Consider the following 26,603-nt stretch of genomic DNA (forward strand, 5'->3'; position numbering starts at 1 on the left):
TCAAAAACGTTGTAAAGCGCTTTCGTGTTTACCAACTTAGTGCCCAATCTGGATCCCAGTGTCACGCACTGGGATGACAAGAAAGGGAGCACTGGAATTTTTGTTTCAGCATTAGCCATGCATCTGACCTCAATAAAGCTTGAAGCTTTCTGTACATAAAATTAGAAAAGCAGTCATTCATCTTTATCACTACCAAGGTCTTTTAACATACTATAATTGCCTTTTCTAAATCTACTTTTTAAAGACGTAACTCCACTTTCGCTAATACCACTGAGGCTCAGTGCAGCTCCACCTAGCTGCAATCCTATCTCAGATGTTTCAGGAATAATTTTACTAGCTCCTAGATCTCTATAAACCTCCACATTACTCAGATCTGGTAAGCGTATTACAATATTTACATGCGGAAAACTTGCAGCAACTAAAGAAACAACTTTCTTTATAGTAACTTCATTCTTTATTGAAATAACGAGAGCTTGAGCTCTTTCTATTCCTACTGATTTTAAAATTTCACATCTTGTAACATCTCCAAGATATATAGGAAAACTATCACTTTTTCCTTCTTTGACTATTTTCGATTGAATATCTACAACAACGTAACTCAAATGCTCTGCCGTAAGCATTTTTGTTACCATATATCCCACTCTGCCAAATCCAGCAACTATTACATGGTTATAAAGATCTTGTGTATCTGTTTCAACAGCTTCATCATCTAATATTGTTTTCTCAGTGCTAAATGAGTTTGCTATCCAATCTCCAAGCCCTGATAAAAGAGGAGTGAAAGCCATGGTTACTGTAGTTACCATCATAAGTACTTGAGCGATTTCACTTGGTAGCACATTTAGCTCATCTGCTAAGCGAAATAAAATAAATGCAAATTCACCGCCTTGTGAAAGCAGTAACCCAGCTTGTATAGCAGGTGCACTCTTAAACCCAAAAAATCTACACAATATATATATGATAGATGTTTTTAAAACGATAAGGATAATCGATAATAAAGTAATTAGTGGTAACTTATTGAGTAAAAGTTCGGTATTGATGGACATACCAACAGTCATGAAAAATAAGCCAAGAAACAAATCTTTAAATGGTAATACCGCGTGCTCCACTGAGTGTCTATATTCTGTTTCTGCAACTAACAATCCAGCGACAAATGCACCTAATGCTAACGATAAATGAAATTGCTCAGTAATAAATGCTGCTCCTAATACTATTAAAAGCGTTGTTGATATAAAGACCTCATTACTTTCCATTTTAGCAATAACCGAAAATAAAGGTCTAAGCAATAATCTACCAGTTATAAATATCAGCACTAATGCAATAGCTGCTTGCACTAATGAGCCTGCCAATGAGCTTATCAGGCTGTGCTCAGAATTGCCAGCAAGTAAAGGTACCAATACTATTAATGGTACCACTGCAAAATCTTGCATTAATAGTACTGCTATCGACAACCTACCAACCTGACTTGCTCGAGAACCTTTTTCTTGCAGAACCTGCAACACTATTGCTGTTGAGGATAGCGCAAGCCCACCACCAATAACTGTTGCTATATTCATATTCACTCCGAAAGCAAGAGCGATGCACCATATTGCTACCATAGTAACTATAACTTGAAGAGAACCGAACCCAAATACATGAATACGCATAGCGATCAGGCGTTCAAATGTCAATTCAAGGCCTATAATGAATAATAGAAAAACTACACCAAATTCTGCAAGATTATCCATTACCTCAGCTGAGTGTATCAGATTAAACCCATGAGAACCAATAACTGCACCTGCAACAAAGTAACCAAGCACTGGGCTAATATTCATTTTCCAAAACGCTATGACTATAAACACAGCAGCAGAAAGTAAAATTATAATATCAAACAAATGCTGAGAGCCACTGTGCATGATATTTAACCTGTAGAATTAGACCATTTAATTGAGCAGCCAATACTTGATTTTTGGTCAATTGGAGAATTACCAGTTTCTGCAATAAATTTCATAGCTTGAAATAAGTCACTACTTCCTACTTCATAGCTTTGAACCTTTTCTTTTTTTGCATCGTTAAAACGTCCGCGATAGCAAAGGTTTAAATTGGAATTAAAGCCAAAAAAGTCAGGAGTGCAAACAGCCCCGTATTCTTTAGCTATTTTCTGTGTACTATCAATTAAATATGGAAATGTAAACTTATTTTCCTTGGCAAAATTAATCATATTTTCAAAGGAATCTTCTGGATATTCATTTACATCATTTGGCATTATTGCAACGGTATTCACCTGATAATCTTTTTTCAATTGATCAACATCGCTTACCAGATTGCTAATAATTGACTGAACGTAAGGGCAGTGATTGCATATAAATATTATAATAAGACCATTTTTTCCACAACAGTCACTTAATGTATAGTGTTTATTATCCACCCCCAAAAGATTAAAATCTTTTGCAGTAAAACTAAAATCGACTTTAGGAGTATTCAGAGCAACCATAGACTATTATTATACCACATGTAATTTACGGTCTTATTATTTAAATGTCAAACGGTTTCTATGTATACTGTTTGCATATTCTTTTTTAGTATTATAATTATAAAACTTATGTTCATAACTTTCGAAGGAATAGACGGCTCTGGTAAAACAACACAATCTAAGCTACTTGCAAATCATTTTAAGCAAATTCGCGGCGAAAATAATGTGGTATTGACTCGAGAACCAGGTGGCACTAACTTTGCAGAGAAGGTAAGAGGAGTATTGTTAACGAATAATATTGATTCTATTTCTGAACTCTTGCTACTTATCTCGATGAGGCGCGAACATATGAAAAAATTAATATTACCAGCTCTTGCAGAAGGAAAAATAGTGATTTGTGATCGGTTTATTGATTCAACTATTGCATATCAAGGATATGGGTTTGGAGTTGACTTAGGGCTAATAAGGGACTTACATAAGCTAGTGGAAATTAAATATCCAGATATTACATTCATTCTAGATATTGATGTTAAAGTTGGGTTAAATAGAGCAAAAGACAAGAATAAATATGAAGAAATGGATGTTAATTTTTACAATAAGGTCAGAAAAGGATTTCAGGAAATAGCCATAAAAGAGCCCGTTAGGTGCAGTGTTATCACTGGAATTGAAACAAAAAATGATAATCACGTACACAATGAAATTATTGATAAAATCACCTAGCTTGTGATAGAAAATTATCAATTTCAGGTAACATTATTTCATATGAATAACTTTTTGTTTGAGTAGCTAAAAAATCCTGTATTTTGTCTGGATCTTCTTCACTTATCATCTTATATGCCCTTGCGAGGTTCATTAATTCACTTCTATTTTTTTTATTGCTTACTTCAGTAATAGTAAAAAATTGATCAAAATGGTCTAAGAGGTCTTTATTTTTTATTGAAGACACAATATCGTCAATTTCTTTCACATATAATGCAAGTTTGTGTGCTTTACTACGATCTTCAAAACAAAGATTAACAAGCACGTTGCGAAACCTATCTTTCGTAGTACTTCTCACTTCTGCTAATAAGGACTTAATATTTTCTTGGCAATGCACTCTCTTTACCGATTCAGCCGGTTCAACCATACCAAGAACATTCTTTACCAAAGATTTTTCTTCACAACTAAATATGAACATGTAATAACCCATCGATAAAGTGAAGAGCAAGAACATAGCCGGAAGTAAAAACGGAGCTAATACATTTTGTGACGCAGGGAAAATAAACCAGGTAACAGTTGCTATTGACACAGTTACAAATAATCCTGATAAACATAATTGTGCTTTTCTTCTATAATTCTGATCAATAACTGTACTTACACCAATAGAAGCTATATCAATCATTACTCACGCCTCATTAAACATTAATACTAACTGAATGATAGCATTATTGTGATGAAAATGCAATATTATGAATATTTTAATACAATTTATATTGACAGTTACAATTCTGAATGTTTTATTGCAGCGTTAGCTGATTAGCATTTTTAAGATGAGGTCAACTCTCATAGAGAGAGGATTTTTTTATTTTCTCATTCTTCTCATTTTCCTCTCTAACAATTTTTTTTCCATTTAATATGTCCTTTATTTCATCTCCTGTTAAAGTTTCAAACTCCAGTAGATTTTCGGCAATGAGATCTAAGCCTTTCTTATGCTTGGTCAAAATCTCTTTTGCTTTTTCATAGCAAGAAGACACAACTTTCTTCACTTCTTCATCTATAAGTTTTAACGTATCTTCAGAAATTATGTCAGAACCATGCATGGTTTGTTCGCGATTGTGATAGATCGGACCTATTTTGTCGCTCATTCCCCATTTTGTTACCATAGAACGTGATAAATCTGATGCTTGTTTTATATCCGAAGATGCACCGCTTGTGACTTTATCATAGCCAAAAATTAGCTCTTCTGTCACACGTCCACCCATTGCAACAGTTATATCTGCTAGCATCTTTTCTCTTGTGAGGGACACTCTATCTGTTTCTGGTAGTCTCATCACTAAACCTAGGGCTCTACCCCTTGGAATAATAGTTGCTTTGTGTATCGGGTCAGAGGCAGGCATGTTGATAGCAACTACTGCATGACCAGCTTCATGGTATGCAGTCAGTCTCTTTTCCTCTTCTGTCATAATGAGAGATCGCCTTTCTACGCCCATCATCACTTTATCACGTGCATATTCAAAATCATCCATGGTAACAATTTTCTTGTTTCTTCTTGCAGCAATAAGCGCAGATTCGTTCACTAAATTTGCTAAATCAGCTCCAGAAAAGCCTGGTGTTCCTCTTGCAACTGTTTTCACATTTACATCAGGGGCTATTGATATTTTCTTTATATGCGTATTTAATATTTTCTCACGCCCATTTATATCGGGTAAAGAAATAGTAATCTGTCGGTCAAAACGACCAGGTCTAAGCAGTGCTGAATCTAAGACATCCGGACGGTTAGTCGCAGCAATTATTATTACACCTTCATTAGACTCAAAGCCATCCATCTCAACTAATAACTGATTTAATGTTTGCTCTCTTTCGTCGTTGCCGCCACCAAGGCCAATGCCACGCTGTCTACCCACCGCATCTATTTCATCTATAAAAATTATACAAGGAGCATTTTTCTTGCCTTGATCAAACATATCACGAACACGACTTGCACCAACACCCACAAACATTTCAACAAAATCAGATCCAGAAATACTAAAGAATGGCACATTAGCTTCTCCTGCAATTGCACGAGCAAGTAAAGTTTTACCAGTTCCAGGAGAGCCAATCAAAAGGCACCCTTTTGGTATTTTTCCACCTAATATTTGAAATTTTTGCCTTTGTTTAAGAAAATCAACGATTTCTACTAGCTCTTCTTTTGCTTCATCAATTCCGGCAACATCATCAAATGTTACTTTTTTTCCACTAGTCATGAGTCTAGCCCTTGACTTGCCAAAGCTTATAGTTCTGTTGCCTCCCGCTTGTGTTTGTTTAAGAAAGAATAGCAAGAAGCCAATAAAGATAAATGTTGGGACCCATGAGATAAATAATCCACCAATTACGTTCATGACAGAATCTCCAGTTGAAAAGGAGAATCTCACTTTTCTATCATGTAAATTTTTTATTAGGTCGCTATATATGACACCGCTTGAATTGAAACTTAAACCGTCCCTAAACTTGCCCTCAATGCTCTGGTTTTTTATGACAATATTTTCTACATCATTGTCTTCTAGTCTAGTTAAAAATTCCGAAAAAGGTATAATTGTTTTACTTTTACCTACATTTCCGCTGAACTGAATATAAGCAACTGAAATAAGAACAATAATTACTAACCAGATCAATAAGCCTTCTAAAAATTTTTTCATTTCTATTTCTAACTAAATACTAATCAAGCTTACCAAATTTTGTTTTATCGTGCTATTAATAATGCATTGAACCTTATCGTCATTGGTATTTTTTCCGTTATAATTTACATCAGGATAAGCAAGCACCTTTCCATCTTTTAGCACTACAGGCAAAGAGTAGAAAACTTCAGGGCAGCAGTTATAATCCTTCAGAAATTCAGGAACTTTTTGTGTTTTTTTTAATGGAGCGATGATAACTGAACACTCTTGATTCCCAAGTATTGTGCAGCTAAACCTGTTATCCCATTCAATAGGTTCATTTAAAGGTAGGTTTACGGTAATTTCTTGTATCCTTGACGATTCTCTAATTATTAAGATATTTTCTCCATATTTTCTTATTTTGCACCCAGAAAGTGTACAGTTAACATTACTATCCTTTTGCAATATTTTATTAAATATTACGATAAGGTTGTTGTACCTTGGTTTATAATGTTTACTGGCAATTGCCATTATAGAGTAAAGAAGAAGCCTCAAGGCTATTTCCTCTGGCAATTGATAAAATTCACTTAGTTTAATTTCAATATAACCAAGATCATGCACATTAACGCAGTCATTAAACGCAAGGCGTGTGTAGTGCATCAACGCTTTTGCAGCTCTTTTCATATGAAGGGCTGTGAGGCATATTCGCTCTGTTAAAATCTCTTGATTATCACTTGCTTTAAGTAAGTTACGGTATAAAGTTCGCCTGTATTTTAAGTCATAGTTGCTTCTATCTTCGATCCATTTTAACTGGTGAAGCTTAGCGTACTTTTCTATTTCACTACGACTAAAATTTAACAATGGCCTAAATATATAAATACCATTTAGGAAAGACTTGTAGTCCATTGATGATAATCCATCTACGCCGCTACCTCGCTCTAATCTTAATAAGAACGTTTCTGCTTGATCATCTTTGTGATGAGCGACGAGCAAACATTTAACATTATTGTTTTTACACCACTCTGCTAGTAACTTATACCGTGCTTTTCGTGCCTGTAACTGAATATTGCCTTTAATATTTTGCTTTTCCCAATTTAATATGAACGATTCCTTTGCTCCAAGTTCCTTTGCATAACTTACAACAAAATCAGCTTCTTTTTGAGACTCTGGACGTAATCCATGATTTACTGTTAATGCTATAGGAAGTGAAAGCTTGTTTTTTTTTGCCCAGTTAGTCATTAAGTGCAGTAAGACTATACTATCTACACCACCTGATACTGCAACTGCAACTTGATTATTATAGAAAGCAAAACTATTAACCACATTTTGAAATAATAACTCTAATTCCATTATATCTCTTGATGGCCAGATAGTCTCTACGTCATACAGCGACTTATTTGTGGTATATATAGATCCCGCTAACAAGCAACGAAATATGACAAGTTTGTCCTTTTTTGTCCACCCCAGTGCCCTTTCTTTATGTCATCCCAGTGCTTGACACTGGGATCCAGGTTTTAATCTATTTCTTTATTCCAGAAAATGAAAATTCCACTCTACGATTTTTAGCATGCTCTTTTTCATATTTAGAATTTCTAGAATCATCTTTTACATTAACCAAAGGCTCAGTTTCACCTTTAGAAGCAGTTTTTATTCTGTTTTCTATGTAGGGTGTACAACTAACCATAAATTTTTTAGCTGCATCTGCCCTTCTAGCGCCTAGCGCAAGATTATATTCATGAGAACCACGGTTGTCAGTGTGACCAGTTAAAGTAACCTTCGCGTCAGGGTTATCTTGTAACACTTCCATTACGTCAAGTAATGCATCTGCACTTACTTCAGCAATACTAGATTCATCATAACCAAAGAAAACTCTTTTATCACCTATCTGCTTAACAACAGAATTCATTTTATTTGTTGTATTTGCTCCTTTTTTTGGGCAAGAACTTACACCAGTAAGTAATAAACAAAAACAGCACATTATAACCAGTCTACTCCACATTACTAAACCTCCATAAATTTTAAATAGTGCGTAACTTTAATTTCAGTAGCTAATATCTCTCCATATTGTAATATAGTCAAGAGAAATAAAATACTAAATACTTTTTCTACAACCTTACAATTAATTTTCCTATAATATGCTAGACTCTGAGTAGAAAAATCCAATAAAAGAATAAAAAGTACAATTTTTTATTGTACTTTAAGCAAATATACTTTTAACTTTATTATTAATCTATCACGATGTTAAACAGATGTTTTCTAAAATAATGAACAAATATGAAATCTTATAAGTTTTTAGAGGAAGTATTATATAGGGTAAAGAATATCGAAAATACGCTAAAAGTACTAAACCAAAGCCAATTGAATATAGAGGACAAAGTTGAACAAATGAGTCTTCTAGAAGAAATCAGACATGAAATTATCTCTCATGACGCAATAAAGGAATCATTAGCAGATGCTCTTGGTAACAAAAAAAGTGCAAATACTCAGCAGCTAAAGTTAATAGAGAGAATACATAAAAGCAACAGTGCTGTTCCTATTGATTTAGTAAAGTCTTTATCCAAAGCTAAGGTTGAATGCCAAAATTTATGGAAGCTATCTCATTCTGAAACCAGTAACTTAGAAAAACTAAAAGAACGTTTTACTGATTTAATCACACTCATTCGCGAAGTAGCTTCTATAAAATCGCAGCAATTAAAATGCTCAAAATACGACTCACTGCTTGCTGACTATGACTCTGATATCACAGAAAAGAATATAAGGGAAGTATTCCCCAAGGTAGGCAAATTTTTTAGCGAAAATGTAGATAAAATAATTGAAAAGCAGAAAAAGGATAAGGTTACTAATATACAAAAAGTTGCTACTCAGAAACAGATTGAACTTGGCTCATTATGTTTACAGCAAATGGGTATTGCACTAAATGAGATTCGTACTTCTTATTACTACCCTATAGATTATGATGAATCTGATTTTTGTTATGGTTTATTTTCACTTTTACGGCATAGTGGTTATGCAATTTATCAAAAATGTTTAGCGCAAAATTCTATAAGTAGCCCAATTATGAGACATGTTATGTATGAAACTCAAGGGTTATTCATGGAAAGGATGATTGGAACATCCAGAGAATTTATTGAGTTCATTCAACCACACATAAAAGAGAAGTTTGCTATAAAAGGCAAAACTAATAGCAGTGTTGAAAATTTGCACTTGGTTTTCAATGAAATAAACCTTTCTTCTTTTTTAAAAAATGCAGATGAATTTAGTCTGTTAGCTCATATTATGTTGAGAACTAAGTTAGAACAAGATATAATAAATGGCACATTGGAAGTTAAAGACCTGCATGATGCGTGGTTGGAAGGTATGAAGCACTATAAAATTCCAGTAAAAGCTAAAAATGAGCTAAACACTTATTTTCAAGATGAATATTGGGCAAGCGGTGTTATGGGCTACTTTCCTATAAAAATTATTGCTTTAATTGCTGCTGTGCAGATTTTCTCTTTCGTTAAAAAGAATCATTACGAATCATTAAGTGCTATAATAAAAGGAGATTTTAGTTTACTTATCAGTTGGTTATCTCAAAATGTATACAGTGCAAAGTGTGGCCTGGAACTGCTAAAAAAAGTAACAGGTAAGGGTTTAGACGTTGAGTGTGTTACTTACTACTTATCTGAAAAGTATAATTTGTCTTAATAAATGGTTTTCTTGAGTTATGTATGAATTTTGTTCGAAAATTAACCGGAAAGTTTTATAGCCTTTTTACTTTCAAAGGTTTGTTTGCTAGCGATATTGCTATAGACCTTGGTACTGCAAACACTTTAGTTTATCAGAAAAATCAGGGAATAGTGCTTGATGAGCCTTCAGTTGTAGCAAGAATAAAAGAAAAAGGAAGTTACGTTCCTTATGCTTTTGGTAAAAAAGCTAAAATGATGCTTGGAAAAACGCCTGGAGAAATAGAGGCGATAAGGCCCTTAAAAGATGGAGTCATTGCTGATTTTAAAAGTGCGGAAGAAATGCTAAAATATTTCATACGCAGTGCAAACACAAAATTCACTGTTAATAAACCTAATATTATCATATGCGTTCCATCTGGATCCACGCCAGTTGAAAGGCGTGCTATACAAGATGCAGCAGAAAGTGCTGGTGCAAATGAAGTATTTTTAATTGAAGAACCAATGGCTGCAGCAATCGGAGCTGGGCTCCCGGTTACTGAACCTGAGGGTTCTATGATTGTTGATATAGGAGGCGGTACAACTGAAGTTGCAATTATTTCTTTAGGCGGAATTGTTTATTCACGTTCTGCCAGAGTAGGTGGCGATATTATGGATGAAGCAATAAAATCATATATTCGTGAAAATCATAAGTTATTAATCGGTGAAACAACCGCTGAGAAAATTAAGAAAAGCATAGGTTCAGCCAGTCTGCCAGGTGAAAATAACAAAGAGGGAATGATAATTAAAGGCAGGGATTTAGTGAGTGGCATGCCAAAAGAAATGCTTTTATCAGAATACCAAGTTGCAGAGAGTTTAATAGAGCCTGTACATCAGATAATTTCTGCTATTAAGACTGCGCTGGAGAGCACTCCACCTGAACTTTCTTCTGATATAGTCGATAGAGGAATAGTTTTATCCGGTGGTGGTGGATTATTACGTAATCTAGGTAAAGTTATCAGTGAAACAACAAAATTACCGGTTCGTGTTGCAGATGACCCACTTTGTTGTGTTGCCTTAGGTAGTGGAAAAGTGCTTGAAAACATGGATTATTTTGGCCATGTTTTATTCAAGCAAGATTAAATTATTTTTGAAGGTAGTTTATCGAATTGTTTTGATGGAATTATGTAATATAAATGAGATCCCAGTGTCATGCACCAAGTAATTTGAAGGCAACTTCTAGCAGAAAAGGGTGTCATCCGAGTAGCTAACACTGGGATCCAGGAAACTTGATTACAAATAAATATGCTGTTTTAATGAATTTGTGTAATAGAAGCTAGATTCCAGTGTCAGCTACTTTCATGACATCATCTACTATGTAAATTGCCCCCAAATCAAAACGTTTGCACAGTTGTATGTTGGAATGACACAAGATTTGCGTTTATAAATTAAGGCGATTATGCTAAAAGAATTTGAAATTGAACCTCTGCTAAAAGATAAAGCTCCGCACCAGACCAAGGCTATTGTTGCAATGTCCGGGGGAGTTGATAGCTCGGTTGCTGCAGCACTGCTACATAACCTTGGGTACCAGGTGATAGGTGTGACTCTTCAACTCTATGGCACTGACGGTAATGCTAACGCAAGAAAGGGTGCATGCTGCGCTGGACAGGATATTTATGACGCTAAGCGTGTAGCTGAAAGTGTTGGCTTTCCTCACTATATTTTAAACTATGAGGAAATATTCAAAAAGGAAGTAATAGAGGATTTTGCGAGTACCTATATGCGTGGGGAAACTCCCATACCATGCGTGAGATGTAACCAAACGGTAAAATTTCGTGATCTATTGCAAGTTACAAAAAATCTTGGTGCGGATGTGCTCGTAACAGGACATTACGTGAGAAGGTTAGAAAAAAATGGTGAGGTAAAGTTGTGCAGAAGCATTGATAAAAGTAAAGATCAAAGTTATTTTTTGTTTGCAACTACTGAGGAGCAGTTAAAGCTTTTGCGATTTCCACTAGGTGGGTTCTATAAAAGTGATATAAGAAAATTAGCAAAGTATTTCAGCTTACAAATTTCTGAAAAGCCAGACAGTCAAGATATATGCTTTGTTTCCGAAAGCTATAGTAAAACAATAGCTAAATTAGCTCCACAATCTGTACAGAAAGGTAAAATAGTGGATATTAATGGAAAAGTGTTAGGTGAGCACAGTGGCATAGTAAATTTTACAGTAGGACAAAGAAAAGGCTTAGGTGTTGGGTACAGTGAACCTCTTTACGTGATAAAAATTAATACAGAGAATAATGAGGTTATAGTAGGCCCGATCAACGCGTTAATGCAAAAAAAGATATTGATCAAAGAGTTAAATTGGTTAGAACAACCAAAGGAAGGTATGGAAGTAACTGTGAAGCTGAGATCATCACATGCGGGAAGTTTAGCAACAATACATTCAACTGACGAAAAAAATAAAGCCTGTGTCATTTTAAACGACGATTACTTTGGCATCAGTCCAGGTCAAGCCTGTGTAGCGTATAAAGATGAGCAAGTTATCGGCGGTGGATGGATATGTTCTTAACTAAAGGGCTTAATTCTTTGATACAGAGTGTAAACGTACAATAATATTTATTGCTATTTTGCCATGTATCCCTTATACTATAAAGTAGAACATTATAGGTTTTAGCAATGGTTAAGGAAGTTGAAGAACTAATAAAAATTGTTGGTAAGGGTAATTTATTAGAGACGTTATTTATTTTTTTAGGTAGCTTTCAACATGCTGACTTAGGTCGTTTTATGGATCACAGAAATCATTTTGGTTTGTCTGAATTCATTAGAAAAAAAGAGGAACCATTAGATAAATATTTTAACTTAAAATTTAGTCTACAAGGGCTGTTTTTAATTTATGCTCAAGCTTATCAAATTCTAAGTGAAAACAATAGCCTGAATACTAGAGATGTCATAGATAAAATATATGACGTTATTAAAGGGTCTGAGTTAAATAGAGATATAAATGAAGTAGTAGATGGAAGAAAATTAGATTTACTTAACATTTTAGCAAATCCAAAGAGAGAACCAATATTTAAAACAGAAGAAGATTTTGAAAATAAAGTACTCATTGGTCTTAGAAAGTTACTAAGTGAAGGAAATACATTAAACAAATATGACAGAGAATTTGCATTAAATAAGTGCGTTATCAGCAGCTATTATTCCATTCATGACATAAAAGCAGATAAAGATATAGCATTGTTCTTTTCTTTGGGTGGTCACTATAAAGAACTTTCGTCATCTAACAAAACAGTAAAAAGAGAAGTATTAGAGATATGTGAGAATCAGTTAATAGAGAGCTATATAATGTTCTTAGCTGGCAAACTACACATGATCGGATTATCAAGTAGAGATGGAACCATCAAATATACAATCAACCATGAGAATGTGGATCGACAAGAGAAAGAATTAAAAATGGATGGATTAATATATCCTATAAATACAAAAAACACCCTAGAGCAACTGTTAAAAAACCAAAATAGTGATGAATTTGAACAATTAGTAACAAGCCCTAAAAATATATACTACTCAGTGCCACAAAAAGAGAATAAATGTAGGCCAAATTTCATACTCAGCAAGAAAAATCATAAAAACACAGTCTGTAAACTTATTTTAGGTGTGTTTGTATTATCTGTTGGGTTATATGTTGCTGATTATTTCTTTATGGAGCAAAAATTATTTAATCCAATAAAAGGTGTTCTACCACAGGATAATTTTGCTAATCTAGTAATTGCTGCAGTGCTTACTATCGTAATAGTATATGCTTTATTTCAATTATCACAGGAACCACCACTTTCAACAGTCAATAAGATGACGAATGAAAATTTAGGACAGCCCGTGCAAAATAAGTTTAGAATTACATAAATGTGGCAACTTAAAAGCACATATTGTATAATGCTTATTCTTAAGTTAAGAGGTGATTTATGGATTTAAGTAAAATAACAGCGGGACCAAATGCAGTGAATGTGGTAATTGAAATAAGTGCAAATGCTGAGCCTGTAAAGTATGAATTTAATAAAGAGCTTGGGTTGTTACAAGTTGACAGATTTTTATCTACCTCAATGACTTATCCTTGCAATTATGGGTTTATACCAAATACCTGCGCAGGTGATGGTGATCCTGTGGATGTTTTGGTGCTAACTCAATTTCCCTTAGCATCTAGTGTTTTAATATCGGTGCGTCCGATAGGCGCATTACTCACTAAAGATGAAAAAGGAGAAGATGAGAAAATATTAACTGTGCCTGTTTCCAGTGTTGATAGCTATTATGACAATATAAAGGACTATTCTGACTTATCTAAAAGCCTACTAGATAAAATTACTCATTTCTTTTCTCATTATAAAGATCTGGAAAAGGGAAAAACGGTAGCAGTTGGAGAATGGGTTGGTGTGGAAGAAGCAAAGAAAATCATTGAAAAAAGCAGAAATTAGTTTTTATTGATTTATAGCTAAAGTGGCTTAGGTTTGCCCACAATTTGAAAAACAACAAATTCGTCATTCCGCTACTTGTTAGCGGAATCTATGCTGAGATACCGCGCACAACTGTACGAACATTGCAATATGGCACATAGTAAACGATGTCATCCCAGTGCGTGACACTGGGATCCAGACTTTCCGTAAAAACGTTATATTTTAACATAACACTTATATGCTCACCAACTTAGTGCTAATCAAAATCCTGGATCCCAGTGTCTGGGCACTGGGATGACAAGAAAGGGAGCACTGGAATTTTTCAGCATTAGCCATGCATCTGAACAGATACAAATATTGCAATTAAAAGCATTAGACAGGTGGTAGAGGTCTTGGTATTATATAATCTTTAGGTTCTAAATTTGGAAGGGTGGCCGAGCGGCTGAAGGCGGCGGTTTGCTAAACCGTTATACGATTGAAAAGTCGTATCGAGGGTTCGAATCCCTTTCCTTCCGTATACTGTTTTTAGCACGGTCTAAATTCGCTATATTGGCATGTTTTTAGCCTGTTTACCTGATCTTGTTGCAATGGTTTTTATTTCCGTCTTTAACTATTAAAAAGTTGGCTAGCATTGATTCAGTATTTATTATAGAATTGGTTATTAACTAAACAACTTTACTTGTATGTATAAAATACTAATCTTACTGTTAATAGTGTTGCCACTTAGGTTGCTTGCAACCGAGATTGAAATTATTGCAGATGTAAATGGCGAGCCAATTTCAAATTTAGATATCGAAAAACGCATCAACTTTATAAATTCATTGTTTGGCACTCAAAGTGTTAATCAAAAAGAAGCAAGGCCTCAAGTTCTTAGGGAGCTAATAGACGAAATTATCATTACCAATGAAGCGCAGAGGCTGAATATAAAATTGAGCAACGAGGAGTTAGATAATGCTGTCATGTTATTTTTAACCCAAAGTTTTAAACTTAATGCTCATGAAGTTGATCAATACATAGAGAAGCATAATATAGATCTTAGTATTTTAAGAAAACAAATAAAATGTCAGTTACTGTGGAGCAAAATTATTGAAGTAAGAATTGTGCCATTTATTAATATAAGCGATAAAGAAGTAGATGATGTAAAAAGGCAAACAGAAAAGCCGGATTATCTTATCACGTTCCAAGAGTTTATAATTCCTGATCAAAAAGACAAGGACGTTTATGGTATAGCTGAAGATTTAGTAAAAAAATTACGCAACAGTAATAACCCAGAATCTCCAATAAAGATGCGTAAAGCAACAGTTAATTTAAGTCAGCTAAAAGGAAAACTCAAGAGCGTTTTAGAAGGATTAGAAACCAGCGACATAGCAGGTCCATTCAGTTTCAGTGAAGGTTACTCTGTTATAAAAGTAATAGATAAAGTACAACTTAATCATACACTGCTGGAAAGCACTTTAAAATTAAAACAGATTGTGGTTGAAGGTTCAGAAAGTTTATTCTCTAATTTTAAAGAGCAAAAGGTCAATTGTTTAAATTTTGACAAATTAGCAGATGATTTTAAGTTGCCAAACGCAAAAGAGTTTGAAATAAAAATGCGAGATTTAAATCCTGATTTACAGATTTTATTTAGTAAAACAAGTGTGAATGAAATAGTAGAATTGAGAGAAAATGGCACTGCAAAGTTGATGATGTTGTGTGATATCAAGAGTAATGTAGCGGATATAGAAGCAATTAAACAGCAGATGTACCAACAAAAGATTATGATACAAAGCAACCTGTTATTAGATGATATGCGTAAAAATTCAGCTGTCAGTTATCGGTATAGTTGAAGTCAGAGAGTGTCCTTGTCTTTGTGTATAGAACTATATAAATTACTTTGTTCTATAAAATTTCAAAAAATTTGAACAAATGTAGTTAAAATAGCACATGAAGAATATAATGCTAATTGGTGGTGGAGTTGGAAATGCAGTGTTATTTTCGATAGGGAAGGCATGTCTTGAAAATAATAACAAGGTTTTGTACTTTGCTGGCTATAAGAAGTTAAGTGATGTATTTAAACGAGCACTGATAGAGCGTGCATCAAATGCAGTAGTTTGGGCATGTGAAGAAGGATTGATAGAAACAAGCAGAGATCAAGATAAATCCTTTCATGGTAATATAGTTGATGCAATAGTCTCTTATCAACAAGGAAGATTAGGTATTAATTTGAACGTTATAGATAAAATTATCACTATTGGTTCTGACAAAATGATGAAAGCTGTGAATGAAGCTAGAAAAACAATTTTAAAGCCATATCTGAAATCAGGCCACATAGCAATATCATCAGTTAATTCTCCTATGCAGTGTATGATGAAAGAAATCTGTGCTCAATGTATTCAGCAACATATAAATAAGGAAACAGAAAAAAGAAGTTTTGTTTATAGTTGCAGTAATCAAGACCAGGATATGGATCTTGTTGACTTTGATTTTTTAAGTGAGCGCTTGAAGCAAAATAGTTTACAAGAAAAACTCACTGCGAAATGGATAGATCATGTTCAAAGATATTAAACAGCACAAAAAGGAAATAAGAGAGCAATATAGAGCTATAAGAAAAGATATTGATGAAAGTTATTCCAGTTATGCGGCAAATTCCCTTATTAATCTCTTTAATCAGAACTTAAGCTACGTTAAAGGTAAAACAATTGCGGCTTATATTCCAATGGATGGAGAAATAGATGTTGTCCCTTTGATGCATAGTTTACTCGATTTAGATTATAAAGTAGCAATTCCTAATAAAAATAAGTTACTAAAATTTGAGGAATGGAACGAAACAAATGAAGATGTAATTCCCGACACAATCATTACTCCTGTTATTGCTTTTGATGATCATTTTAATAGATTGGGTTTTGGCGGTGGTTGGTATGATACAATGATAGAAAAACTGCGGCCACTTGGAAAAATATTTATAGGTGTAGCCTATGAGAAACAATATTGTAAAGATTTACCTGTAGAAAAACATGATCAAAAATTGGATATTATAATCACTGAAATGTGTGTTAGGTGTAGAAGTGGATTGCTCAAAAAAGTGGATAAAAAAGAATAGATCTCTACCTTTCCCATTCCCTCCCTCTCCAAGCCATCAGAGGGTTTTGGTTTCTCCTGTACTCGCTTGTTCAGAACTTGGACTATCTAATTGAGGAACTGGTGACTTCATTTGGTTAACTTTATCATTAACCATTTTTTCTACCTCCTCTATTTTACCCTCACCAATGGCCATAATTTTAGATTGAAATTTCTCCATAAGTTCCTCAAGTGCTTCCTTATCACTTTCATAAGTACTAGTACCTTTTTCTCTAAGCTTTTTCATATCATCTTCTGAAAAATTTTGAATAGTTCCATTCTTTACTAACTCTTGTATAGCAGATCGCTGCCCTTCATTTTGAAGCATGCCTATGACCTTTGCTTTACTCTGGGCGTTTTTTATTTTTTCACCTTCTTCGGACATATTATAGCCTATAATCTCTAGAGCCAAACTGTTGTATAATTTACTAAAGTTATCTTTTTTTGGCCCAACCTCAGGCAATTTATCCCCTAAATTTTTAGATAAACTTTTCACTGCTTTTCCTGCATCAATCGCACCTTCTTTTATTTTTCCCCCTGCCTTTCCTATACCTATTCCTACATAACGTGCTCCAATAGCTACAAGCGCTATTAATGTAGCAAGCACAATAAGCGGAGAAAATGCTACTCCTAATACCATTCCAGCAGAAGCTATTCCTATTTTTTCATTTGCAGATGCTGATTTAAAATAATTGACTAGATTATCCAGCGGACCTTTATTATTATTTATAACATTACTTATTGCTTGTTGGTTAACAGATTCTAACGCCTCTTCTATTATTTTTGAGTCAACGGTTTCAGAAGTTAACCCTTTAAGTGCTTCTTCAATGAGTTTTATAAATAATTCTTTATTTACCTCCTTTTGCAAGCCTTGGTCATTAATTGCTAAACCTAAATCTTTGAGGTTCATCTCTCTAACTTGTTCTGATAGGGCTTCAAACAACTTCCCTTTTTCTTCCTGTGGGAACTGTGCAATGCTTTCTATTATATCTGAAATAGCTTTTCTTAGTTCTGGGTAGTCAGTGTCAAAAAACGTACTGTTTGTAGGTGCCATATTCAACTTCATCAACTATCAATATGCCTAATTATATATACTAATTATTAATTATATTATAATAAATATGAGATAATTAATATAATAACCTCTTTCCAAATATAGAATTTGTATTAAAATATCTAGATTACATGAAATTAAGGTACTTTATGGGTGAAAAAAAATTAAAAGCTGCTGTGGTTTTATCAGGGTGTGGTCACCTTGACGGTGCAGAGGTAAGAGAAGCGGTTTTAAGTCTGCTTGTGCTTGATCAGCAGGATGTGGATGTTAAATGCTTTGCACCTGATATCAATATCACACAAGTTATGAATCATAAAACAAAGGAGGCAGTGAAAGAAAAAAGGAATGTGCTTGCAGAATCAGCAAGAATCGCAAGAGGCGAAATATATGACTTAAAAGAAGCCAAAGCTGAAAATTTTGACATGCTAGTTGTACCTGGTGGATACGGGGTTGCGAAAAATTTATCTGACTTAGCTGAAAGTAAAGACATGGTGACAGTAATGCCTGAATTTGAAAGATTAGTTTCAGAATTTTTTGTTACAAAAAAGCCAATAGGAGCGATATGCATATCTCCAGCCATCATTGTTTCAATTTTAAGTAGCAAGATAGGTAAAGAAGAAAGTAAGGTTAAGGTAACTATAGGAGATGACAGAGAACAGTTGATAGAAAGGCTTGGCGGCGAGCACATAAAATGCGATACAGAGTTATCAATAGAAGACGAAGAACATAATGTATTTTCCTGTTCTGCTTATATGCGTAGCGACGAAAGTACATACTCTGTATATCAAGGGATAAAGCATATGATTGACAGCATGGTAAAAAAGATTAACAAAAAAACTAAACAGCCATTCCTCTAAGATATAGTGATTTAGACTTCCTTACACAATTAACTGTTGAATTTTACATTCTTAGCTGTATTATAGCTAAAGTGCTCTAGGTTTACTGACTATAACGGTATGGCGTAGGGCTTTAGCTCTTTTTTTATAAACGTAAGGTGTTTTATATGTCAGACCTTTTCTATATTGAAACTACGTGTTGTGTGGACGGTCAGTGTGATGTCTATACAGGGGAAGTGAGTTTTAATGATGTCATGTTAGGCAAGTTCAGTCTAAATTCGTGCAGCGGGAAAGAAGCTATGATAAATCTAGACATTATTACATTCGATATTAATATCGCTATTGATGGTCAAAATGGAAAGACAATAAAAAAAGACCTTAAAGGTCTTGAATTTGTAACTAAAGATGATGGTTCTTGGTATATTAATAAGGATTTTGGTGATGATAAATTTGAAGTTGTAGTAAAGCAATCATAATTTTACATCTCAGGTGTAACATTTAGTATAGGCGCTATTCTATTTATAATGTTCTTTACTATAGGCGCAGCAATTATTCCCCCGGTATGGTGCATCCCTTGAGGTTCATCAATAGCAATTAGCACTATGTACCTTGGGTCAAGCATAGTTAGCACTCCTATAAATGATGCTATGTTTGCATCTTTGCTATATTTACCATCTACAACTTTTTCCGCCGATCCAGTTTTTCCTCCTATTGAATATGCCTTTATTTTTGCTTTTCTGCCAGTGCCATCTGTTACTGCTGCGCGTAATAATTTTCTCATTTCCCTGGAGGTTTTTCTTGAGATAATTTGCTCTCCTATGCTTCTTTTATTCAATATCAAGGTTGCGTTATGAAATATTCCATTGTTGATTAATGCTGCTGCAGTTTGTGCAAGATGTATAGGAGTTACAGCTATGCCATAACCATAAGATGCTGTTATTAAAGTGTTTTCACTCCATTTATCCGGGATTATCGGTGTAGATTTTTCTGGTATTTCTATTTTCAAAGGAGAAAATAGCTTCATAGCTTTAAAGTATTCTACCTGTTTTTCAATACCTAGTTTGACTGCAATTTTTGCTGCACCAATGTTGGATGATTTTACAAATATATCTTGCACAGTAATTTTTGGAATTTTAGATTTATGAAAATCCTGAATTTTATACTTTCCAATGGTGATTGGTGTTGATACGTCATATAAATCGCTAGTTTTTGTAGCGTTCGCATCAAGCGCTGCGGCTATTGTAAAGTATTTTAATACCGACCCCATCTCATATACCCCAAGACTGGCGCGATTAAACTTTTGTACGTCTTCTGCCTTATTCTGTAAGTTGGGATTAAAATCAGGTAGGCTGACCATCGAGATAACTTCACTATTTCTCACATTTAAAACAATTCCTACTCCGCCAAGTGCCTGATATCTGCTTACAGCTTTAGTTAGCTCTTCATGCACTATGCTTTGCACTCGTGTATCTAAGGATAGTTGAACATATTGATCAGCAGAGCGTGACCATCCCTGTTGGATGACAGAAGATTGTGCAGAAGCTTGGTCTGGTGTCATTCCAGTGCACTGACACTGGAATCCAGTTTTATGCGCAATTTCATCACAAACATTGTTTTTGACATATGTTTCTGGAATCCGTTGTTCATCACGTAATTTGTCAGTATTTTTATATCTGGATCCCAGTGTCACGCACTGGATCTGTTGTGTGGGGAGTTGCTGTGTAGGAATTGCTTTCAAGTTGCAACATTCATACAACTGTATATCAGGTACTTGGATAACAGAATGTTGTTTGTTTTTACTTATATATGCCTCAACTCCTGCAATACCGTTGCCATCTATGTCAGTGTAACCAAGCACGTGTGAAAATAAATTACTGTGAGGATATATACGTTTTACATCGTTATAGAAGTTTATTCCTGGCACGCCGGCGTTTTTTATTGCTAACAGTTCTTTTGGAGTTAAGTGCCGCTTTATCCAAGCAAATTTCTTTTCTGAAGTAAGTACTCTATATAAGTTCTTGTATTCGAGGTCATGCAAAGTAGAACACAGTTGTGCTGCTATACTTTCCGGATTCTTTACTTTGGTTGCATCTATATATAGTGATGTTGTGGGCACATTTGTTGCTACTACCACTCCATTTCTATCTAAAATATCGGGTTGTTTATGTACTATATTATCTTTTCTAAAATTTTCTGAAGTAGTAAGTTGATCAAATGTGAAAGAGAATATGCGAAAAATAATTATTATATAAAATATAAATAGTGGTACTATAAAATACAGTGAGCGGAGCTTATTTTTAAGTAATGCTTGCATATTTACTTGATTTGACAAAAATGGAAATCATTTTAGCTGAACCACGAGGTTTTTGTGCCGGGGTAAAAAGAGCTGTGGACATATTAGCTATTACTTTAGAAAAATACAAAAACGAGCGCCAAGTTTATGTGCTACACGAAATTGTTCACAATAAATATATAGTAGAGGACTTTAAGAGACAAGGAGTGGTTTTTGTGAACAGTATCGAGGAAATTGAAGATAATGGAGGAATACTGATCTTCAGCGCGCACGGAGTATCAAAAAATATAGAAGATGAGGCAAAAAGAAAGGGTATTCAAGTGATTGATGCAACATGTCCTTTAGTCAGCAAAGTGCATAAAGAGGCAAAAAGGTATGAAAACGGTGGTAAAGAACTAATTCTCATTGGGCATGAAAACCATCCAGAAGTTAAGGGAATTAGAGGAAGAGTAAATAATCCTATCATTTTAGTGCAAACTGTGCAGGACGTACGCAATTTAAAAGTTAAAGATCCAGATAATTTATCTTATGTTACACAAACCACGTTAAGCATCGACGACACCCGTGAAATTATTGTTGCTCTGAAGCTCAGGTTTCCAGGCATAACAGGTCCAGATTTAAAGGACATATGCTATGCAACGCAAAACAGACAAAATGCTGTTAAAAAGCTGGCTGAAATTGTAGACATGGTGTTAGTTATAGGAAGTAAAAATAGCTCAAATTCAAACCGCTTATTAGATCTGTGCACTGCCAGAGGAAAAAAAGCCTACTTGATTGATAATTATAGCTGTGTGAATAAAAGCTGGTTTCAGGGCGTAGAAAAGATAGGAATCACCGCAGGTGCTTCCGCTCCTGACATATTAGTTGATGAATTAATAGACTACCTAAAAGTAAACCTGAGTGTAAAAATTTCAGTTATGCCAGGTGGTATTACTGAAAATGTTCAGTTTAAAATACCAAATCTGGTTTAAAACACAACTTATCTACTAAGCTTCTCTTGAAATCACACAAATCAGCATCTATAGCTAAGACGTCACACCGCGATTCATTAGACCTCTTGCATAACCATATAACAAACTTTTATTGGGAATAGAAACGAAAAAATTACTTTACAAGCTTCGCCAGCCCCCTTATCATTGTACTGAAGGTATTCAGTTATCTTCATCTGTGCAGATTAAACAGCAAGAAAACAACGTAGTTGGCGTCTTATTTTTAATTTTTTGCACTATGTGCACCTTATGTCTTCACAACATTTCTGGGTTTTTACCTATATAAGCTGAAACGCGCTTATAAGTCGTTTAAGACAGTATAGTACGCCGATTTGCAGGATTAGAGAGTGACAACTAGCTAACACGGGATTTCTTTTGCCTTTTTTTCTGCTTAGTAAATTTCTTAAACATTTATAGCTAAGATTAGTTGCATTTAAAAGCAGCTAAATTGCAGCGTTTAAGACTTAAAAAAACGCCAATACAGAAAATAGACAATGACCAGGGCTTCTTTTGCCTTTTTTTTCATTTGGTAAATTTCTTAAATATTTATAGCTAAACGATAACCGTCATCCCGCTACTTGTTAGCGGCCGAGATACCGCGAATGAATCGCGGTATGACGTAGGATTGCTGTCATTCCAGTGCCAAGCACTGGGATCCAGCCTTTATTATGCAGTCACTTGGTTGAAATTAAGTCTTCTGGATCCCAGTGTCAGCTACTTGGATGACACCATTCTTTTTCCTGGATTCCAGTGTCTGGGCACTGGAATGACATCCTCCCTTGTGGAGATTGCTCTCAAATCACAATGTTCGTACAGCTATGCAAACACAAAGGTGTCATTCCAGCGCGTGACGCTGGAATCCAGTTGAGCTATTTCAACAAAAATACTGCATTTTGAGATGAACGTTCCAGACTTATTTACAAGTATAACAATTAAAGTCTGGATTCCAGTGTCAAGCACTGGAATGACATCATAGGGGCACTGCCCTTTTGGATGGAAACCAGTGTCAGCTACTTAGATGATACCTTTTTCTACTTAGTTTGGGTTATGCAAGAAGTCTATTGCATTCCTGAGCAATTTGATTCATTATTCTTTTTGTAAAAATTTTTCTTAACTTTCTCTCCACTTTTTTGGTAAGGTCACTTTAAAGGAAGTCTAATAGATGCTACATAGAAATCCAGATGAGTTTCTAAAGTCTATTCCAAAAGATAAGCGCATAATGTGCCTTGACATGGGAGAAAAGCAAATAGGCATAGCATTTAGCGATAAAACACAGCTCATAGCCACAGCTCATAGCATATATCACAGAAAAAATATGAGCAAAGATTTAGGTTATCTGCATAGAATATTCAAAGAAAATGAATCTGGATCAATGGTAATAGGACTACCATTAAAAATGGACGAGCAAGAAACTAAATGGTGTAAAACTATAATCCAATTTGCAAATAAAATAATAAAAAAATATAAAGTAAATATATACTTACAAGACGAAAGCTTCTCAACATCTATCGCAACTCATACACTAAAAATTACTGGAATATCAATCACAAAATCGAAAAAAATAGATGATAAAATCTCCGCATGTATTATTTTGCAACGAACGTTAGACAAGATAAATACAATCAAATAGTTTTTCCAGATCTGGAAATCTTCAAACTGAATCCCATATAAAAGTTACTCAACAAAACAAGAACCTTTCGTATAAGCATGACAAATTGCTACAGCAAGAGCGTCAGCAGCATGGTGGCATTTTATACTCAAATTTTTAACTATTTGCTTCACCATAAATATAATCTGATCCTTATCAGCATGGCCATTTCCGGTAATGCTTTTTTTTACATAGTTTGCATCATATTCATTCATAGTTAGCTTTGTTATTTTTAACGCTAAAATTACAACCCCTCTTGCATATCCTAAAGTTAGTGAAGATTTAGGATTTTTATTAACAAAAATTTTCTCCACTGCAGCTTCATTAGGAGAGTATAGGGAAATTACTTTCTTTAATTGTTCAAAAATTATATGTAGGCGTTCACCTGTACCCAATTTACCATCAGTTGATATGGTACCGCCGCCCAAAAATTCAATATTATTTTTTTCGTTCAGGCTGATAATGGCCCACCCAGTCTTGCTTATTCCTGGATCTAGACCTATTATTTTAACCACTTAATAAACGCTTAACCAATAGACAAACAAAAATAAAAATATCCAGACTACATCTACAAAGTGCCAATACCAGGAGGCAAACTCAAAGCACAAATGGTCCTGAAGTGTAAATTGGCCTTTCCGTGCTCTAAATAAACACACTGATAAAAATATTATTCCTATTATAACGTGTGCGCAGTGAAAACCGGTAATCATATAAAAATTGGATGTATAAATAAGCTTTTCTCCTGTTTCTTGTAGAGAAAAACTCGCTTCATGATACTCTATTGCTTGCACTATTATAAAAAAAACTCCAAGCAATATAGTTATGGACAGCATTTTAATCATGCTCTTTTTATCATTTTTAAGTAAAGAGTGATTTGCCCAAGTAATTGTTGTACCAGAAAGCAATAATATTAACGTATTCATGAACGGTAGTGACCACGGATCAGGTGGCAAAATTCCCTCAGGGGGCCATTCAACTTTTTTTGCAGGAGAAAACGCCTCAAATAAAAAAACTGGATCAAGCCATGCTTTAAAGAATGAACAAAAGAACACTATAAAAAATACGACCTCCGAGAGAATAAATAAGTACATTGCAAATTTGAGTCCATGTTTTACAATGGCAGTGTGACATTTGTCATAAATGGTCTCCCTTATTACATCTCTCCACCAATAAAACAGCACCCCTGATACTGCGGAGATTCCCAAAACTAAACAAAACATTCCGACAATTTGTTTATGAAGCGCGCCAACTAATCCAAGTGCAAGAATAAGAATTGCTGCTGATACAGCAATTGGCCAAGGGCTTGGATCCACTAAATGAAAATCATGTTCTTTACTTTTCATAGCATTTTAAAAAATACTTATTAAGGATACAAATTAGCTTAAAATTGTCAATGTTCCTTAGGAAATTGATTGAATCTTGAAAAATTATATGCACCGTTCAAAAAATCTAACACAAATTGTGCAGTTATTCTAAACAACTCAAGCATTCTGCTCTTTTCATTTTCTCTTGCTTTGCTGCAATATCCATCAACAATATTTTCTAAAATAATGCATCCAGACTTTACTGAATCACTGTAACAAAAATCAAACCAATCCCTATATCTATTATTTTTCTTGAATCTATTTTTCATGTTATCAACGACAGTCTCGTATATAAACATGCAAGAATACAAAACCGTCATAGCCTCATAGGTATTACTATACGAGATGGATAAAAGGAAATTAGTGAAATTAAAACACTCAAGAGATTTCTTTCCACGACTTATACCGTACATAGTAAAGTAGTAGTCATATAGCATTCTATTAACAGTCACTACTCTTTGGGCTACTTCAGCAAGCGAGATAATACTACTATAATCTTCCATTCTGGATGCAGTAATTAAGGTGGTACGAATATAATCATCTAAGAACAACGTCTTTTGTTGAGCATAGAACTTGAAGTTCTCTATATTTAGGGTATTATTCGCTAACTCAACATTAAAAGGATGCTCAATTATATCCTTTAAAAGATTTGACCCGTAACAGCTCCTAATTATGCCACTGAACATTGTAGTTACCGATAAAAGATCAAGTTAACGTAAATAATCCGCTGCTAATATTCTTTGCTAGATATATTAGAGTAATATGCCTCATCCCAAAACATTATTTCTAATTCCAGCCCTTTCTTAAAAAACTCATACATCCTCTTTTTTTCACAGTCACTAGCTTTTTTATATAGCTTATTTGTAATATCAGTAACCTCATCAATTACAGCATTTACTGTTTCGCTACTATAAATGTTGATCCACTCTTTGTATTTGTTATTTTTAACCCCTTTAGTTGTTATCTCATTTACCATATAGCGTACAACGATTTGGTATATGTTAAAGCAAGAATAAGATGCTACTAAAGCTTCATTAACAGAATTGTGATATGCGGCACTCATGAAAAAGTCAGTAAAGGCAGAACAAGCTCTTGACTTTTTGTGATCATCAGATAGATCACAATCTTCAAAATATTTTTTATACTGTTCTCGAACATAAAATGCTCCTTGTGCCAAATTGATTAAACTACTCATCATTTCAATATCATCAACTCTAGCTGCAACAATTAAAAAAGCACGAGCGCAATCTATACAATACAGAAAATACTGCTGAAGGTAGAATTTGAATTTTTCATAATCTAATGTATTATTTATCAATTCAACATTAAAAGGGTGTTCTTTTATTTTATCAATAAGATCAGAAAACTCTTTTAGAGGTTGTCCGGAAACAAGTAAATTCAAGCATATTCCCTCTTTAACATAACCCTACTCATAGCTAGGTATATG

General features: G+C 34.4%; 27 protein-coding genes and 1 tRNA gene. 15 read left to right on the top strand and 13 right to left on the bottom strand.

Going from position 1 to position 26,603, the window contains the following annotated elements:
* Positions 1 to 173: 173 nt before the first annotated feature.
* Both BA053_RS00405 and BA053_RS00410 read right to left on the bottom strand, forming a co-directional pair.
* Complete coding sequence (locus BA053_RS00405; protein ID WP_065094433.1) at positions 174 to 1,892, bottom strand: monovalent cation:proton antiporter-2 (CPA2) family protein; 1,719 nt, start codon at positions 1,890 to 1,892, stop codon at positions 174 to 176.
* A gap of 5 nt (positions 1,893 to 1,897) precedes the next feature.
* Positions 1,898 to 2,470 (bottom strand): thioredoxin family protein, encoded by a 573-nt coding sequence (locus BA053_RS00410; RefSeq protein ID WP_065094434.1) that lies wholly within the window; start codon positions 2,468 to 2,470, stop codon positions 1,898 to 1,900.
* Positions 2,471 to 2,578: 108 nt separating this feature from the next.
* On the opposite strand from BA053_RS00410, the gene tmk reads away from it, so the two are divergent.
* Entirely contained in the window at positions 2,579 to 3,169 is a 591-nt protein-coding gene (tmk, locus tag BA053_RS00415; RefSeq protein ID WP_010081998.1) for a dTMP kinase, read from the top strand.
* Here the strand turns inward: tmk and BA053_RS00420 are convergent.
* The 4 genes from BA053_RS00420 to BA053_RS00435 all read right to left on the bottom strand — a co-directional run bounded on the left by BA053_RS00420 (position 3,162) and on the right by BA053_RS00435 (position 7,780).
* Positions 3,162 to 3,830 (bottom strand): hypothetical protein, encoded by a 669-nt coding sequence (locus tag BA053_RS00420; protein WP_010081999.1) that lies wholly within the window; start codon positions 3,828 to 3,830, stop codon positions 3,162 to 3,164. The two genes, tmk and BA053_RS00420, sit on opposite strands and share 8 nt — an antisense overlap.
* 154 nt (positions 3,831 to 3,984) lie before the next feature.
* Positions 3,985 to 5,823, bottom strand: coding sequence for an ATP-dependent zinc metalloprotease FtsH (ftsH, locus tag BA053_RS00425; protein ID WP_065095472.1), 1,839 nt, complete (start codon positions 5,821 to 5,823; stop codon positions 3,985 to 3,987).
* Positions 5,824 to 5,835: 12 nt separating this feature from the next.
* Entirely contained in the window at positions 5,836 to 7,131 is a 1,296-nt protein-coding gene (gene tilS, locus BA053_RS00430; protein ID WP_065106645.1) for a tRNA lysidine(34) synthetase TilS, read from the bottom strand.
* Positions 7,132 to 7,300: 169 nt separating this feature from the next.
* A complete protein-coding gene (locus BA053_RS00435) occupies positions 7,301 to 7,780 on the bottom strand; it encodes an OmpA family protein (RefSeq protein ID WP_065094437.1) in 480 nt (159 codons plus the stop codon).
* A gap of 275 nt (positions 7,781 to 8,055) precedes the next feature.
* Between BA053_RS00435 and BA053_RS00440 the strand changes: the two genes are divergently transcribed.
* Both BA053_RS00440 and BA053_RS00445 read left to right on the top strand, forming a co-directional pair.
* Positions 8,056 to 9,468: a gluzincin family metallopeptidase gene (locus BA053_RS00440; protein WP_065094438.1), complete on the top strand. Its 1,413-nt coding sequence runs from the start codon at positions 8,056 to 8,058 to the stop codon at positions 9,466 to 9,468.
* A gap of 23 nt (positions 9,469 to 9,491) precedes the next feature.
* Positions 9,492 to 10,568, top strand: coding sequence for a rod shape-determining protein (locus BA053_RS00445; RefSeq protein ID WP_007548791.1), 1,077 nt, complete (start codon positions 9,492 to 9,494; stop codon positions 10,566 to 10,568).
* Here the strand turns inward: BA053_RS00445 and BA053_RS08250 are convergent.
* Positions 10,565 to 10,699, bottom strand: a complete 135-nt coding sequence (locus tag BA053_RS08250; RefSeq protein ID WP_255356225.1) for a hypothetical protein — start codon at positions 10,697 to 10,699, stop codon at positions 10,565 to 10,567. The two genes, BA053_RS00445 and BA053_RS08250, sit on opposite strands and share 4 nt — an antisense overlap.
* Positions 10,700 to 10,884: 185 nt before the next feature.
* Here BA053_RS08250 and mnmA point away from each other — a divergent pair, with 185 nt between their 5' ends.
* The 7 genes from mnmA to BA053_RS00480 all read left to right on the top strand — a co-directional run bounded on the left by mnmA (position 10,885) and on the right by BA053_RS00480 (position 16,955).
* Positions 10,885 to 11,997: a tRNA 2-thiouridine(34) synthase MnmA gene (mnmA, locus tag BA053_RS00450; RefSeq protein WP_065094439.1), complete on the top strand. Its 1,113-nt coding sequence runs from the start codon at positions 10,885 to 10,887 to the stop codon at positions 11,995 to 11,997.
* A 107-nt stretch (positions 11,998 to 12,104) separates the two neighbouring features.
* Positions 12,105 to 13,328 carry a WD1261 family protein gene (locus tag BA053_RS00455; RefSeq protein ID WP_065094440.1) on the top strand — a complete coding sequence of 408 codons (1,224 nt, stop codon included), beginning with the start codon at positions 12,105 to 12,107 and terminating at the stop codon, positions 13,326 to 13,328.
* Between the two features lie 59 nt (positions 13,329 to 13,387).
* Positions 13,388 to 13,894, top strand: coding sequence for an inorganic diphosphatase (gene ppa, locus BA053_RS00460; RefSeq protein WP_065094441.1), 507 nt, complete (start codon positions 13,388 to 13,390; stop codon positions 13,892 to 13,894).
* Positions 13,895 to 14,297: 403 nt separating this feature from the next.
* Positions 14,298 to 14,388: transfer RNA gene (locus tag BA053_RS00465), tRNA-Ser, on the top strand.
* A gap of 168 nt (positions 14,389 to 14,556) precedes the next feature.
* The gene (locus tag BA053_RS00470) at positions 14,557 to 15,702 is read left to right on the top strand and encodes a SurA N-terminal domain-containing protein (RefSeq protein ID WP_065094442.1); all 1,146 of its coding nucleotides are present in this window, start codon (positions 14,557 to 14,559) and stop codon (positions 15,700 to 15,702) included.
* Positions 15,703 to 15,799: 97 nt separating this feature from the next.
* Positions 15,800 to 16,420, top strand: a complete 621-nt coding sequence (locus tag BA053_RS00475) for a ferredoxin reductase domain-containing protein (protein WP_065094443.1) — start codon at positions 15,800 to 15,802, stop codon at positions 16,418 to 16,420.
* Positions 16,404 to 16,955, top strand: coding sequence for a 5-formyltetrahydrofolate cyclo-ligase (locus BA053_RS00480; protein ID WP_065094444.1), 552 nt, complete (start codon positions 16,404 to 16,406; stop codon positions 16,953 to 16,955). The genes BA053_RS00475 and BA053_RS00480 overlap by 17 nt, the downstream gene beginning before the upstream one ends.
* 36 nt (positions 16,956 to 16,991) lie before the next feature.
* Here BA053_RS00480 and BA053_RS00485 read toward each other — a convergent pair whose 3' ends face one another.
* Positions 16,992 to 18,026, bottom strand: coding sequence for a hypothetical protein (locus BA053_RS00485; protein ID WP_065094718.1), 1,035 nt, complete (start codon positions 18,024 to 18,026; stop codon positions 16,992 to 16,994).
* A gap of 149 nt (positions 18,027 to 18,175) precedes the next feature.
* Between BA053_RS00485 and elbB the strand changes: the two genes are divergently transcribed.
* Both elbB and BA053_RS00495 read left to right on the top strand, forming a co-directional pair.
* Complete coding sequence (elbB, locus tag BA053_RS00490) at positions 18,176 to 18,883, top strand: isoprenoid biosynthesis glyoxalase ElbB (protein ID WP_065094717.1); 708 nt, start codon at positions 18,176 to 18,178, stop codon at positions 18,881 to 18,883.
* A 146-nt stretch (positions 18,884 to 19,029) separates the two neighbouring features.
* Positions 19,030 to 19,338, top strand: a complete 309-nt coding sequence (locus BA053_RS00495; RefSeq protein WP_010081942.1) for a hypothetical protein — start codon at positions 19,030 to 19,032, stop codon at positions 19,336 to 19,338.
* Positions 19,339 to 19,340: 2 nt separating this feature from the next.
* On the opposite strand, the gene BA053_RS00500 is transcribed toward BA053_RS00495, so the two are convergent.
* Positions 19,341 to 21,176, bottom strand: coding sequence for a peptidoglycan D,D-transpeptidase FtsI family protein (locus BA053_RS00500; RefSeq protein WP_065094719.1), 1,836 nt, complete (start codon positions 21,174 to 21,176; stop codon positions 19,341 to 19,343).
* A 20-nt stretch (positions 21,177 to 21,196) separates the two neighbouring features.
* On the opposite strand from BA053_RS00500, the gene ispH reads away from it, so the two are divergent.
* From ispH to ruvX, 3 genes are all read left to right on the top strand, one after another.
* Positions 21,197 to 22,126 (top strand): 4-hydroxy-3-methylbut-2-enyl diphosphate reductase, encoded by a 930-nt coding sequence (gene ispH / locus BA053_RS00505; protein WP_065106647.1) that lies wholly within the window; start codon positions 21,197 to 21,199, stop codon positions 22,124 to 22,126.
* A gap of 643 nt (positions 22,127 to 22,769) precedes the next feature.
* On the top strand, positions 22,770 to 23,012 hold the full coding sequence (locus BA053_RS07090; protein WP_156518137.1) for a hypothetical protein: 243 nt from the start codon (positions 22,770 to 22,772) through the stop codon (positions 23,010 to 23,012).
* A 294-nt stretch (positions 23,013 to 23,306) separates the two neighbouring features.
* Positions 23,307 to 23,774, top strand: a complete 468-nt coding sequence (ruvX, locus tag BA053_RS00510) for a Holliday junction resolvase RuvX (protein ID WP_010082183.1) — start codon at positions 23,307 to 23,309, stop codon at positions 23,772 to 23,774.
* Positions 23,775 to 23,818: 44 nt separating this feature from the next.
* Here the strand turns inward: ruvX and ruvC are convergent, their stop codons facing one another.
* The 4 genes from ruvC to BA053_RS00530 are packed head-to-tail and all read right to left on the bottom strand — an operon-like array spanning position 23,819 to position 26,558.
* The gene (ruvC, locus tag BA053_RS00515) at positions 23,819 to 24,307 is read right to left on the bottom strand and encodes a crossover junction endodeoxyribonuclease RuvC (RefSeq protein WP_038199503.1); all 489 of its coding nucleotides are present in this window, start codon (positions 24,305 to 24,307) and stop codon (positions 23,819 to 23,821) included.
* Positions 24,308 to 25,135, bottom strand: coding sequence for a cytochrome c oxidase subunit 3 (locus BA053_RS00520; RefSeq protein WP_065095153.1), 828 nt, complete (start codon positions 25,133 to 25,135; stop codon positions 24,308 to 24,310).
* A 47-nt stretch (positions 25,136 to 25,182) separates the two neighbouring features.
* The gene (locus BA053_RS00525) at positions 25,183 to 25,842 is read right to left on the bottom strand and encodes a TenA family protein (RefSeq protein ID WP_065106646.1); all 660 of its coding nucleotides are present in this window, start codon (positions 25,840 to 25,842) and stop codon (positions 25,183 to 25,185) included.
* A gap of 44 nt (positions 25,843 to 25,886) precedes the next feature.
* Positions 25,887 to 26,558 (bottom strand): TenA family protein, encoded by a 672-nt coding sequence (locus BA053_RS00530; protein ID WP_065095151.1) that lies wholly within the window; start codon positions 26,556 to 26,558, stop codon positions 25,887 to 25,889.
* Positions 26,559 to 26,603 lie beyond the last annotated feature (45 nt).

It is taken from the genome of Wolbachia endosymbiont of Nomada ferruginata, from assembly GCF_001675785.1.
In the GTDB taxonomy this organism is placed as follows: Bacteria; Pseudomonadota; Alphaproteobacteria; order Rickettsiales; family Anaplasmataceae; genus Wolbachia; species Wolbachia pipientis.